This is a genomic window from Brevibacillus sp. NPDC003359, from assembly GCF_042878995.1.
Lineage (GTDB): Bacteria > Bacillota > Bacilli > Brevibacillales > Brevibacillaceae > Brevibacillus.
On the sequence record NZ_JBIAOR010000001.1, the window covers coordinates 1,988,969 to 2,001,553 of the forward strand.

The window sequence follows — 12,585 nt, forward strand, 5'->3', positions numbered from 1 at the left end:
CCAGAACAGATGCTCTGTGATGTTCCCATTGTAGAGAGGCAATTGTCGTTCGTCAATGAGCATTCAAAATTTTTTGATTATGAAACATTTCTATTAGAGTAATCAAAATTTCGATAGGGTTGGACAATGTAACACCTAAACAACTTCTATCCGATCAATCATTTCTCCCTGCTCGTTCCATTTCACCGCACGGTAAACGCTATCGTGGTAGAACGTGAACCAAGCTCCTTGCTTGATCCCGTTGTTGATCCATTCTTCTTTTGCAAAGATGGATGTCATCGGGTAGTCGTCGTAGGCCATCACCCATAATGGATTTTGATGGGCGTGTGTAGGCATGATGTCAGCTAGATGCAGAAGCAGCTGCCCCTCGGTCTCCATCCGTACAATGGCATGTCCTTGACTGTGACCGCCTGTATGATGAAGCGTTATTCCAGGCACAACTTCGTGCGAATCTCCGTACGTCTTCACCTGATTCTCAATCGGACGCCAGTTTTCTTCCCAATATGTATTCTTCGAACGAATATTAGGCTCTTTCATCTCCGCCCATTCCTGCTCCTGCACGTAGATGACAGCTTGTGGAAACGTAGAAACAAGTTGTCCATCACGAATAGAGACAAGTCCGTTGGCATGATCGTAGTGCATATGCGTCATGATGACGATATCAATATCGGCTGGAGTTAACCCTTTCGCAGCGAGGGAATCCACAACTTGAGACTCTTCCTCCAAGCCAAAATTGCGCTTCTGTTTTTCCGTTAACCGATCATTTCCCATACCCGATTCAATCAAAATACGCTTGCCATGAGCTTGTAACAGGATCGGGTCAGCTCGCAAAGGGATTTGATTGAGATCATTGGCTGGATATCTTTTGCTCCAGAGCGGCTTGGGCACCACTCCAAACATTGCGCCCCCATCCAACTTGGTGAGACCACCTCTCATCCAAGACAATTGAAACTGACCTACCTGCCATTCTTTCCCTACCATGATCATGCCGCCTCCTCGATTGCTCGGATTGATGATTGAAGTTGAAAGTGAAAAGCACCCCGTTCAGGGTGCCTTACTGCCTTACTGCTTTTCTGCTACACTTACAGTTCTAGTCGCCGGGGCGATTTCTAACAGGAGATCACTCGATACAGCCTGCACAGTGACATCTGAATCACTTCGTCTATGATGAAGCACGAGTTGCGCTACCTTTTCATTCTCTCGGTAAACGCTGATTAATGTCTGTAATGGATTGGCACTCCCGCCTGCGATCATCTTAAACCCCGGGGCTATCGTAAACGTCCATCCCTCCACCTCTACTAGCGGTGCTAACGAGTACAGGAAGTAACGTTTCCCTAAGAGAATGCCATTATGGTTCATCAAGGCGAGAGCCCCCAATCAAATGAATTTGAACAGTATAACTTCATTTTGCAAGAATTAGCGTAGGTTGAAAAGCGATTCGACAAAACTTCTGAAAAGACGACATATTTTTCTTAATCATATCCGAAAACCATTATTTTCGAAATAGAAATTCTTTTCAGTGCCTTAAATCGCTCTTCCTACGGTCGCACCCTCTAAAATGGCTCTCTTCGCATCGAGCTCTCCCGCTTCTTTAGCCCCGCCTATGAGGTGCACAGGCAGCCGATCAAGCAATGCGTGGTAGAGGGAATTGTTGGAGGTCGCTCCAGCCGCTACAATGACCGTATCAGCAGGTATCATGCGTTCTTCTCCATTTTGAATGAAATACACACCTTCTTCTGCAATCCGGCTGTATTCAATTTGTGTCAGCATCTCTACACCGCGTCGCTTCAGGTTGGCGAGAACTGCCCAGCGCGTCGTTTTGCCCAAGCCCAATCCGACATGCTTCCCACGACGTAGCATACTGATTTTTCGTTTTCTTTGCTGCATTTGCTGTACAGCTCTTCCATCCAGAATCCGATACTCCTGCAAGTATTCCGCTGCCTGCGGTGAAATCGTTTCGTCGTGCATCAGCAAATGGGACAAATCACATGCGATTCCCCCCGCACCGACGATGACTACTTGTCTACCGACCTTGGCACGCTTTTCAAATACCGCATCATATCCCTTCACATGCCCAAGCTCCATACCTGGAATCTCAGGTCGCCGAGGAATGACTCCCGTTGCCACCACAACTTCTGCAAAGCCTTCTTCGATCAGTGCCTCTGCCTCCGCCAATGTTCCCAGCCTGATTTCTACACCAAGACGCGCAAGCTCTGTCCGATAATAGCGAAGCGTTTCATTAAATTCTTCTTTACCCGGCACCTGTCTGGCGTAATTTAATTGTCCACCGATCTGTTTTTTGGCCTCCATGATGACCACCTGATGCCCTCGTTCTGCCAGCACACGGGCTGCCTCTAGTCCGGCAGGCCCCGCACCGATTACAGCTACCTTCTTACGGTTTTCCGCCGGAACCAGCTGCCACTCTGCTTCTTTGCCCACGAGAGGATTGACCAGACAGGAGGCTACCTTCCCATCAAAAATATGGTCGAGACAGGCTTGGTTGCAAGCAATACATGTGTTTACTTCATCAAATCGTCCTTCTTTACTTTTTTGAACGATATACGGGTCCGCTAAAAATGGGCGGGCCATCGAAACCATATCACAGCATTCTTCATACAAAATCTTTTCAGCCAGGCGCACGTCGCTGATTCGATTGCTGGCGATAACTGGGATGTTCACGACTTGCTTGATTTGCTGAGCCACCCATACATATGCTCCACGCGGCACCATCATGCCAATCGTCGGTACTTGTGATTCATGCCAGCCAATTCCGATATTAAGAGCATCCACACCTGCCTCCTCAAGCATTTTGGCAAATTGCAATGTCTCTTCCATCGTCGTACTATCTGGCATCAAGTCCAATCCCGACATACGATAGATGATTGGATATTCCGTTCCCACTGCTTGGCGAACACGCTTAGCCACCTCGATGCCAAAACGTGCCCTGCGCAAAAAGTCCCCACCCCACTCATCTTCTCGCTTATTTGTCACAGGGGATAAAAATTGATTGATCAAGTATCCTTCCGAACCCATAATTTCTACGGTATCAAAATCAGCTTTTTTGGCGCGGACGGCACCATCAGCAAAGCATTGGATCGTTGCTTCGATCTCCTCTGCTCGTAACTCTCTCGGCTTCCAACGATTAATCGGCGCCTGCAATGGCGATGGCGCTACCGGGTCTAATCCAGTTGCTTCCTTGTACGCATAACGCCCCGCATGGAACAGCTGCAACGCAATTCTCCCATTGGCTTGATGAACCTCTTTCGTGATCAGGCGCAATTTCTCGATATCCTCGTCTTGATATACATTGCAATACTCGTCACCCATGCCGCCTTCTGGGTGTACGGCAGCCCCTCCTGTCACGATCAGACCTGCTTCTCCATTGGCACGCTCTGCGTAAAAGGTGGCCAGCCTAGCTACACCATTCTGAAGCTTTTCAAATCCAACGTGCATGGACCCCATCATAATCCGATTTGGCAACGTCATCGAACCAATTTGAATCGGTTCCCATACTTTTGAAAGTTCCATGTGAAATGCCTCCTAACGAGTGAATGCTCATTCATTTCATTACCTATACGATTCTCTCTCTCCTTCTCATATTCCTTCTTCCTAACATTTCATGCAAAAAGCTCAGGACATAGCACCTGAGCTTTACTTGTATACAGCCTATTTTTTTATGCGCCGAGTTTGACGAGCACTCCCAAATCTGTGGAAAATCTTGCGATGGTTTCCGCAAATGCCATTTCCTCAGCTTCTGTTTGCGGCATCTGCACGACAAAGTGATAATCCAGCACGACATTCGTTTCTGCCTGCTTGCCAGTCTCCACAAATCGACGCTTTTCTGTCAGCGAGCACTCGGCTACCAAGCTTTTTGCTTGCATCCATAATTGTTGAATCTCCTCATCTTGCAAGCTATAGGGATAGTCAATTTCCACCTCAATTTCACAGCTGTCCTCTTCCTCAAGCGAGAACAAATGGATGGTAGCCTTTGGTTGCTTCTCGTCCTCCGCCTCGGAAAACGTAATCAGAACTTCCTGCCCTTCCGATTCTTCCAACAAAGAATGGTCGGAGCGCAAGACGATATCCGAAACCATTCCATGCATATGTAACTGTTGATTTAGTTTTTCCACCATAAATTGTAGCACGTACTTCTTTCCTCCTGTTTCACGATATCCTCTCGTAGCAGTATAGCACGAGTTCTACAAATGCGAAAAACCCCTTCACGAAGAAGGGGTCGGTGTATTGTTCATATTTTTTTGATTCATGAATTCTGACAGCCACGCACGACGTACTTCTTTGTTTGGACAGTAACCTAAAATGTAGCTTTCTCCGCGCATATATTTTTCCTTAATCCACTCTTTATGCTTGCGGAAAAAGGCATGCTGGAAATCGATCGGCATCTGCTGATATTCTTCCAGTGCTGAAGGGTTCTGGAGGAAAAAATCTTCATCGTACACAAACTCTTCGTTTTGTTGGCGGCTGATCAGGTACACAAAAGCAATCACCAGAAACAGGTTCACCAAGAAAATCGTCATAGAAATCCCTCCAGCTAGTAATAATTATCTGATTAATCTGTCTTATCAGCATATTATTATTGTACCACGAAATTGGTGTTTTCTAAACCTTTTCCATAAACGATTTTTTAAAAATTTCTAATGAATCGACAAATAAAAAACACCCGCTCGTTATGAACGGGTGTTTTTCGTATTCTTTAGGAGTTCGTGCTCGAACCTTCTGTATTTGCAGGACCAGCATCCTGACTGGACGGCGGGATGATATCCGGCGGTGGAGAAGAGTTGCTGCCGTTATTACCTGCTGGTACAGTTCCAGGTGATTGTGTTGCATCAGTCGAAGGCGTCTGCGCTTCTTGACCTTGATTTGTCGACTGGCCTTGCCCGTCTGAGTTCACGACATCAGGTGGCGGCATTGCGCCTTCATTTGTCGTACCGTCTTGACCTTCTGTTGTATTTGTCGGCTCTTGTTCTTTTGGAGCCTCCGTTTTTGATTTAGCTGACGTTGATGCTGCTGATTCTGTCGTTTTCTTCTTCACGCTCTTCTTGTTGCTTGTCGCAACTGCTTCACCGGAACCGAGTATCGGCGAATTGTTGAGCGACGCTACGACACTTCCACTCAATCCCATCTCTGTTTGCAAGGAATCGCGAACAGCATCGAGCTTTTCTTTTTCGAGATAAGTGTATCCTCCCTGCCAATATGCCCCATTTTCCAATGCGGTGACCGTAGAGGAATTGAATCCTTTGAAATCGAAGGCCAAGCCTTTGATCTGATCCTTGGAAAGATCCGTATGTATATTCTTGGCACCTACGTCCATAACGTTAAAGATCTTAGTCAAGCCTTCAAGAGAAGCCGTTTTGCCCACGACAGTCTTGATGACCTCTTGTTGGCGACGGTTGCGGTCGAAGTCACTGGAGTAGTACTTCGTTCCACGGTTGTCATGACGATGTCGTACATAACCAAGTGCTTGTTCGCCATTCAATGTTTGAACTCCTGGCTGGAGATTGATGTGTGTATTGTCAGTTGGATCATCGTATACCAGTCTACGATCCACATTGACTTCCACACCACCTAACTCGTCAATGACCGCTTTGAAACCATCGAAATCAATGGCTACAAAATGCTCAATCGGAATACCCAGTACTTCGTTCAACGTTTTCTTCGTTAACGAAATGCCATCTTCGGTAACCGTCTGGTTATTGCGCTCTGCTTGCCTGCGTTCTGCTTCGCCATTAGCATAGACAGAATTGATCTTGTGATAGTCGCGATAGCCTGGGATCTTGACGCGTGTGTCCCGTGGAATCGATACCATGGTAACTTTCTTCGTCTTCGGGTTGGCAACTGCCACGATCATTACGTCTGTGTTCATGGACCCCGTCTCAGGACGCGAATCAGAACCAAGCAATACGAAAGACATTGGCTTATCCGAGTAGTAAACAGGATCATTATTTTGGGATACTGGCGAAGTAAATCCACTGTTTACAGAGCTCGTTACTTCCGTCAGAGTGTCTTCAATTTTCCAATAAATTGCTCCAGCCACACCGCCAACCAGCAGCAAGGTGATCAATGTGAGGGATACAACGAGTTTACGTATTTTGCGATTACGGCTCGGCTGTTTCTTTCGAGAAGCTGAAGCGCGTGTTTTCACAACAGTATCTGGCATATGAATCAGTCTCCTTGTTCGCGCACGCTTTTTGACAAAGTAAAGGGAGGCACGATTTTGAATTGTGCCACTCGACAATATGCACCACTTTTTTCTTCAGTTGGTAATACTCTGATTCAGGTATTGTATCATATCGTTGTCTGCATTTGTAGAAAAATGTTCCTTTAAACGAAAAGTCCCCCATCTTTTTGTCGATAAGGGGACTTTAGTAGCAGATATCATTCTCGTCTTATTGCAAACCGCGTGGCGCCTGACTAAACCCTTGTACAGGACCGTCAGGACGCTTGTTTTTGGAGCGGTGTGAGTCTCCGCCCTGCCGAACATGGCTCTCTTGTTTTCCGTTAACATCATTCGATTTCTTTTCCATGACAATACACTCCTCCTAATTCCAACTAACGGGTAGTGTACGTCAAGCTATGTATTTTCATTCTCTGTCGATGATCTGTCGCTCTTTTGCGGCATAGTAATCTTTTCGTGCCAGAAGAACATCGATATCGTATCGGCCATTTCCCTTTGTCCTCATCTCGGCCAGAGCAACGCCGAAAGCTGCTTGTTCTGTAAGAGTGAACGCTTTGTTTTGAGCGTAAATGATACCGGCTGCAAACGCATCTCCCGCTGCCTCTCGAATCGGCATAGTCGGTGCAGCAAGCCATTTTTCCTCATGGGCGGTGCACAGCCACAGCCCTGCTTCCCCACAAATGACCATGACCTGATGAATTCCATCTGCCACCAATTTTTTCGCACGTGCTTCCACATCATTATAGGAATGGAGCGATTGGCCACCTAACACTTCCAGTTCCTCAATGCTTGCAACAAGTATATGAACGCCTTCAAGCAACCCTTTCCATTTTTCTGCTTTTTTCACAGAAACAGGGTCTACGATGATCTTTTTGTCGAGTCGTCTTGCTTCCGCCAAAAATGCCCGTATGACCTCAACGGGAAGATTGGCATCTAGGAACAAGCCTGCAGCCTGAGGCAAACGCTTGAGACCTTGCTGGACAATCTCCGCTGGCCACTCTTCATTTAGTTCCATATCTGCAACAGCCGTGTGCAATTCACCATCACGATCACGAATAGCCAAGTAGCGCCCAGTCGATTTTCCTGCGATTCGTAACATGCCATGGGTAGCCACTCCACTATTTGCTGTGACCTGTCTTAGCCACTCGCCATCTGCATCTTCTCCCACCAGAGCAAACAGCTGCACTTCTTCTCCTAGCCATCCCAGATTTTCCGCCACGTTTCGAGCTACGCCGCCTGCTGCTTGATGCACTTCACCCGGATTACTTGTTCCAGGCAACAGTCTGGCAGAAGTGACCCCCTGCACATCAACGTTGGCTCCTCCCACGCATAGCCAGTATTCTGTTATACCTTCCAGCATTCCAGCATTCCCCCTAGCCTTCTGCTCATGGTCTAGTCCATTGTGCTCCTCTCTCTTTTTTCGACAGGGTCTCTCCATTTACCTACCTTTATAGAAACTTCCTGACAGATCAAATCCTTTATTTCCAACCATCATATTCCGGTTGTTCATGGATGACGTCCTGTAGAATCCGTGCTACATTGAAAAAAACTGAAAAAGTTAGCTACGAAAGAAAGGTTGGGGATGAACTGACATGAGTGCCTCATCGACACCCATTCACTCTACACCAGCAGGGACTGCGGCACCGACTGTCTATCGCATGCTATTTGCCATTAGCATTGCGCATCTGTTAAACGACAGCTTGCAAGCGGTCATCCCTGCATTGCTTCCTATTGTAGAAAAAAACCTGGCGTTAACGTTTACACAAGTCGGAATGATTTTACTTGTCATGAATCTTACTTCATCTGTTTTGCAACCATTTGTCGGTTACTTCTCCGATCGCAAATCGATCCCTTTATTGCCACCACTGGCTTTGATCGTATCGGGATTAGGGATGCTGGCACTCGCTTTTTCCGGCAATTACTTTTTCGTTCTCCTAGCAGTCGCCTGTGTTGGAATTGGCTCAGCCATCTTCCACCCAGAAGCCTCACGCTTTGCCCACTTGGCATCCGGTCCTCGCAGAGGACTGGGACAATCGATTTTTCAAGTAGGTGGGAATGCTGGGCAAGCACTCGCTCCCCTGATGACCATCCTGGTCTTTGCGAACCTGGGACAGACAGGGGCTGCCTGGTTTCTTCTGCCCGCGCTATTAGCTAGTGGTATCTTGCTCTATGTTGCCCTCTGGTATCGTGGGCAACAGCGTTTGAAAAAAGCTACTGCCGCACCTGTCACGTATACGAATCGGAACAAGCGGTTGATTGCACTCGGCCTCTTGATTGTCATCGTCAGCGTACGATCCTGGATGAATGCTGGCTACCAAAGCTTTTACCAGTTTTATTTGATGTATGTGAAAGATATGGAATACGCCAGTGCACAGCTCGTCATTTTTGGTTTTCTTTTCGCAGGCGCGATTGGGACATTTTTTGGGGGACCGCTGTCGGACCGATTTGGTAAAAGGAACTTGCTCATCATTTCCACACTCGGTTCACTTCCACTGACACTGCTGACGCCTTACGTCTCAGGTTTTTGGACTTTTCCATTGCTGGTGATCAGCGGTTTTATCATGCTTTCCAGCTTTTCCGTCACGGTCGTATACGCGCAAGAACTATTGCCTGGCAAAATCGGGACCGTATCCGGACTGATTATCGGACTTGCCTTTGGAATGGGAGGCATGGGCGCTCTCGCATTCGGCTATCTCGCCGATCTCTACAGTCTGAACTTTGTCATTCTATTATGTTCGTTCCTCCCGTTGATCGGGTTTATGGGCTTTTGGCTCCCGAAAGACAAGACACTCCGCGAATGGGCTCACTAATCTACTAATCTATACCAACAAACAAATCAAGACAAAAAACCCGAGGACACGAATCCTCGGGTTTTTTATGCGTAGTGGATCTAGACCAATACACCTGTTGGTGCGCCCAGCACTTGGGAAATGACTGGTGGATACACCTCAGGCGTACCATACAGTCTCCAATTGCCGTCTTCGCCTTGTCCGAACAAGCCATGGATCATCCAATCTGCTGCCAGCATAGCACCCAATTCGGCGCCAATAGACAGCTTGATTGTCTCGCCATTCAAACGTTTTGCCGTACATCCAGATGAAGTGATCTCTTGCACGAGCATCGATTCTTCTGTGATATCTTTGATCACTATGGGGTTGCTGTAAAGATTTTGAGTCGCTTCTTTTTCCAGCACGCCACGCAAGCGATAGGTTTCCGGCAATGTTTCCTTCAACTCTGCGAACAATGGCTGCATGACAGAGTAAAGCGCGTATGGTCCTTGCTTATCAAGCCACTTGAAGAAGGCCGTCAAAACAGACATCAGATTTGTTGCCAACGTTTTGGTCGTTGCGTCCGTGCGCGTGAAAATGTCGTGGACGAGGAAGTATACCAGGTCCTCTCTGCGCAGTTGCTCCCATGTGAAAGATGGGCCAAACGCTCCTCTGACGAATGAACGGAAATTGTTCATGACCTCATCGTACTTTTTAACAGTTGCTTCCGACTTGCCCTCGGTCATCTCTTGCACGAAGCGATTGATGTCCGCAAGTCTGTCAGGATGTACGGTGTACACACTCTCCGGCAAGCCTTCGATCAACGGACGGCGCAGCAGGTTATGCACATGCAGGCTGTCATTTGACAACGAGAGGCGAGGACGAAGCATGTCCATTCGGATAAAGCGAGCCAAGCCTTGTCCAATTTTATGATCCTGTTCCATTTGCTCCATCAGCTTGTGGAGTTTTTCATGCAGCTCCTCGTTGTCTGTAGCGGCAACCAAGAGCGGAGCCAAATCATCGAGCTGTTCATGGGAAGTAACCAGCCATTTTTCAGCAAAATAGGTTTGGACTGCCCACTGCAACACTTTTGGTGGCAAAGTAGGCTGACTCGTGATAAACAGAGTTCCTTTGGACAAACGAGAACCCGTTGAAGTAAGAACACGAATCTCCTCTTCGTTTTCAAATGCAAGTAGCAGCAAAAGCTCTGCGACTTCGTCCAACTGCGCCGCATACCCTTCCAGAATCAGGCTGTCATCCTGCAAAATCACTTCTGCCTGTACTTCGTATAGCTCCAGCAAGGCATCCTTTAAATTCGGGAACAAATGCTCTTCCTTACGTGTCGCATAGACCCATATCTCGCGAGCTCCGTCCCGTTTTTTTAGCTCAAATGCAGGGTTCGACTCGATTACTTTCAACAGCTGTTTACGATCTGGCATGGTATAAGTGCGTCGCAGAAGCGAATCTTGCTTTGGTGCTTCTGTCTCGCTTGCCCCTTCGCCAAATTGAACGATGAAGTGATACAGCTCTGTCGTATAACTTCTCTTGTTCGTATCTGTCTTCGCAACTTCTACTTCTGGGTGTTGGTGTAACCAATCGAGCAGGCTTTCCTTGACATGTGGCTGCAAAATGATGCTGCCAGAGAAGAGCATATCACGCAGACCTAGATTCAGCAGGCGCCCTACGATCAATTGTCCAGGGACAACATTCAACGTGTTGGCACGAAGCAGGTAGTGTTTTTCTTCGGAAATCGGTTGTTGAACCGTGATGACATCACGATCTACTTCCACGATTTCATAAACATTCAGGTGCAATCCAGCAAACGCACGGCGAAGATCAGGCTCCATCCGACGTCCATGCTGTTTGATATAGTTCTCAAGCAGCGTGCTTCCACCTGTTTTGACGTCCAATACACACCAGTTGAAGAAATGGGCTGCCCATTCAGGACGTCCGACACTCTCCTTGGTCAAGCCTACCTCTTCGGCAAAACGATTCCGCGCTTCTTGAATCGTCTCGCTGGTTACATTTGCGCCGACAAAATGGTTCAGTCTTTCGACCCAGCCAGCGTATTCTTTTTGCAGCTTTTGCTCGTGGCGGCTACGCAGCTCCGTAATTGGAGTGACAACCCCACAGCATTTTTTGTATTTTTTTCCGCTCCCACAAGGGCACAGTTCGTTTCTTCCTACCGACATAGAGGGTTTGGATCTCCTTTCCATCCCACGCGGCATGCGCGGGGAATCATGCACAATCCCCCTATTTTACCGCATTATTCGTCATCTGTTCAAGTGTTCTCGCTTTGGTTCATGTGCGATACCCACATCCGTGTTGTTGCTTTCCCAATGGACACTAAATTGTTCCAGTCGATTCATCAACCTGACGATGCGCTGCTTCTCGCCCATGCATGCTGAAATAGCAGAGAGCTGGTTGGTGGAAAAAAGCTCCACGACCTCCTGCTCCATGTCTTGAAGGCGAATCCGATAGCCCGCGATAACCTCGCGCAGAATGGCAAATCTCTGCTCTAACCGGATCGTAGCCTCAAGTTTACTCATTGTTGTTCACTGGTCGCAAGCACCTGTTGAATACCAAGTACGATCTGCTCATGCTTATGTTTCTCTTTCATCAGCACTTCTATAGCTTGCATATTGCTTTGTTGAAAATGAGCGACAACTTCTTGGGACATTTCTTGGTTTCGTGTCTCCAAGCGGTCGATGGCGTCTTGCATCAGTTTTTGTACTTCCTCAAGAACTTGCTGGTTGGTAATGGTAGACATAGTAGCTTCCTCCTTGGTAAATAGTAGTTCTTGTTGTTCTTCCACCTGGTGTAAGGGATTCGCTGGTTCTTCCGATGCAATTTCTTCTGAGACGGACTCGCTGTTTCCTATCGATACAGAAGGGGCAGGGGCAGCAACAGCAACCTCGAGAGCCGCCTGCTCTTCCTTGGAATCTTCGCTACGAGCAATGATGTACATGGTATCACCGTCAATGCGGAAGCGGTCATCTTGCGCAGGGAGAAAAGCAGCATCTGCAGCAATCCCTACTTCCTGCTCCAGAAAATGGACTAATGTGCGAGCAGCTACCTGCGTAATGCCATTGTCGCGGCAAAACGCATACACTTGGTCATTGCCCAACGTCCACTCTGCCAAAAACCATCTGCTGTCGCCTTGATATTGCACAAAGCGAGAATCGCGTTCCAATTGCAGCATACGAAGAATCTGGTTCCAACCAAACTGCGTTTGACGACGCAGTTCTGCGACAATTTGCTCTAGCTTTTTCGGTGTTTGGCTATCGCGCAAAAAGCGATAAGCCAAGTCGTACACCTGATGCGGCTGGTGAGTGACCTCTACGATCGCCTCTGAGCTTCCAACTCGCACAGGAGACTGCTCCATGTTCAACACTTTATCCAGTATTGTCTTGCAGTCCAGATCCAAAAAAGCATTCAGCTCATTCGCTTCCATCCGGGAGCAGATCTCCGTACGTGGAAGGGAGCGCTCACCGGGCCGGAATACCTTTTTTACAATACTTGCTAGGGTATAAGTTGGCCGTTTCATTGCACTTTCTCCTTCTCGTGATCGGCATTGTTTGCCAAATCAAATGGGAATCAAGAAGATATTCTACAAAAAGAAAA

12 protein-coding genes are annotated in these 12,585 nt (G+C 47.6%); 1 reads left to right on the plus strand and 11 read right to left on the minus strand.

What is annotated here, in order from left to right; all coding sequences use genetic code 11:
• Positions 1-135 precede the first annotated feature (135 nt).
• The 8 genes from ACFYU8_RS09180 to ACFYU8_RS09215 form a co-directional block, all read right to left on the minus strand.
• The gene (locus tag ACFYU8_RS09180; protein WP_390293789.1) at positions 136-981 is read right to left on the minus strand and encodes a YtnP family quorum-quenching lactonase; all 846 of its coding nucleotides are present in this window, start codon (positions 979-981) and stop codon (positions 136-138) included.
• Between the two features lie 81 nt (positions 982-1,062).
• Positions 1,063-1,359 (minus strand): hypothetical protein, encoded by a 297-nt coding sequence (locus ACFYU8_RS09185; RefSeq protein WP_088908642.1) that lies wholly within the window; start codon positions 1,357-1,359, stop codon positions 1,063-1,065.
• A 165-nt stretch (positions 1,360-1,524) separates the two neighbouring features.
• Positions 1,525-3,528 carry an oxidoreductase gene (locus ACFYU8_RS09190; protein WP_390293786.1) on the minus strand — a complete coding sequence of 668 codons (2,004 nt, stop codon included), beginning with the start codon at positions 3,526-3,528 and terminating at the stop codon, positions 1,525-1,527.
• Positions 3,529-3,674: 146 nt separating this feature from the next.
• A complete protein-coding gene (locus ACFYU8_RS09195; RefSeq protein ID WP_390293784.1) occupies positions 3,675-4,145 on the minus strand; it encodes a hypothetical protein in 471 nt (156 codons plus the stop codon).
• A gap of 75 nt (positions 4,146-4,220) precedes the next feature.
• Positions 4,221-4,535, minus strand: a complete 315-nt coding sequence (locus ACFYU8_RS09200; protein WP_007717017.1) for a hypothetical protein — start codon at positions 4,533-4,535, stop codon at positions 4,221-4,223.
• A gap of 176 nt (positions 4,536-4,711) precedes the next feature.
• A complete protein-coding gene (locus ACFYU8_RS09205) occupies positions 4,712-6,175 on the minus strand; it encodes an LCP family protein (protein WP_390293782.1) in 1,464 nt (487 codons plus the stop codon).
• A 229-nt stretch (positions 6,176-6,404) separates the two neighbouring features.
• Positions 6,405-6,542, minus strand: a complete 138-nt coding sequence (locus ACFYU8_RS09210; protein ID WP_167402436.1) for a hypothetical protein — start codon at positions 6,540-6,542, stop codon at positions 6,405-6,407.
• A 57-nt stretch (positions 6,543-6,599) separates the two neighbouring features.
• Positions 6,600-7,553 (minus strand): carbohydrate kinase family protein, encoded by a 954-nt coding sequence (locus ACFYU8_RS09215; protein ID WP_390293778.1) that lies wholly within the window; start codon positions 7,551-7,553, stop codon positions 6,600-6,602.
• Positions 7,554-7,785: 232 nt separating this feature from the next.
• On the opposite strand from ACFYU8_RS09215, the gene ACFYU8_RS09220 reads away from it, so the two are divergent.
• Positions 7,786-9,003: an MFS transporter gene (locus ACFYU8_RS09220; protein ID WP_390293776.1), complete on the plus strand. Its 1,218-nt coding sequence runs from the start codon at positions 7,786-7,788 to the stop codon at positions 9,001-9,003.
• Between the two features lie 80 nt (positions 9,004-9,083).
• On the opposite strand, the gene ACFYU8_RS09225 is transcribed toward ACFYU8_RS09220, so the two are convergent.
• From ACFYU8_RS09225 to ACFYU8_RS09235, 3 genes are all read right to left on the minus strand, one after another.
• Positions 9,084-11,153, minus strand: a complete 2,070-nt coding sequence (locus ACFYU8_RS09225) for a YecA family protein (RefSeq protein WP_390293774.1) — start codon at positions 11,151-11,153, stop codon at positions 9,084-9,086.
• Between the two features lie 81 nt (positions 11,154-11,234).
• Positions 11,235-11,510 carry a hypothetical protein gene (locus tag ACFYU8_RS09230; RefSeq protein ID WP_390293772.1) on the minus strand — a complete coding sequence of 92 codons (276 nt, stop codon included), beginning with the start codon at positions 11,508-11,510 and terminating at the stop codon, positions 11,235-11,237.
• Complete coding sequence (locus ACFYU8_RS09235) at positions 11,507-12,508, minus strand: hypothetical protein (RefSeq protein WP_390293770.1); 1,002 nt, start codon at positions 12,506-12,508, stop codon at positions 11,507-11,509. The genes ACFYU8_RS09230 and ACFYU8_RS09235 overlap by 4 nt, the downstream gene beginning before the upstream one ends.
• Between the last annotated feature and the right edge of the window lie 77 nt (positions 12,509-12,585).